This is a genomic window from Oleiphilus sp. HI0132 (assembly GCF_001635845.1).
The window spans coordinates 1-753 of sequence record NZ_LWGJ01000433.1 but is presented as its reverse complement, the minus strand read 5'-3'; the positions used below and the strand labels follow the sequence as shown (position 1 = coordinate 753).

Genomic DNA, 753 nt, shown 5'->3' with positions numbered 1-753 from the left:
TTAATTTCTATTGTGTCGCTTTATTCAGCGCTGCCTAAAAAGCGGCTTTCGCTTGATGCGACCAAGTCTGGGTTATCTGTAGCCTTGACGGTAATCTCAATATCATAGTGGGTGACTTCCATATGTATGGGGTCGACTTCTATGCTAGTTGGTTGAGTGTATACTTCTCCGGCTTTCACGGATACCGTAGTGGGTGTGGTAATCTTTATCCCTTCAATGCCTTTGACGGTAATGTCAAAATCATGGGGTTCATCGCTCATATTCATAACTTTGAGAATATAAGTGTTTTCGATTTTACCTAAACCCGTTAGCTGGTATAAAGCGCCCCGATCTTTTATTACGTCTAACTCTAGTGGAACACGTGTTGCAACGGAATAGGCAAACGCACCCATCATGCCGAGTAATAATACAGCGTAGGCAATGGCTTTGGGTCTTAGTATATGGCTCTTCTTACCGATGAGGGCATTCTCAGTGGTGTAGCTGATTAGACCTCGGTCATACTTCATTTTGTCCATGATTGAGTCACAGGCGTCGACGCATAAGGCGCAGCCAATACACTCATACTGAAGCCCATCACGAATATCGATGCCCGTTGGACAAACCTGTACACACATGCCGCAGTCAACGCAGTCGCCAAGGCCTTGTTCTTTATAATCAACATTACGTTTGCGGCTTCCTCTTGGGTCTCCACGACCTTTGTCGTAGGAAACAACAAGTGTGTCTTCATCAAACATTACAGATTGAAAGCGTGCA

1 protein-coding gene is annotated in these 753 nt (G+C 44.9%); it reads right to left on the bottom strand.

The annotated features are described in order from the left end of the window. Positions 1 to 20: 20 nt before the first annotated feature. On the bottom strand, positions 21 to 753 hold a 733-nt coding region (locus tag A3766_RS05250; RefSeq protein WP_197479341.1), incomplete at its 5' end, for a 4Fe-4S dicluster domain-containing protein.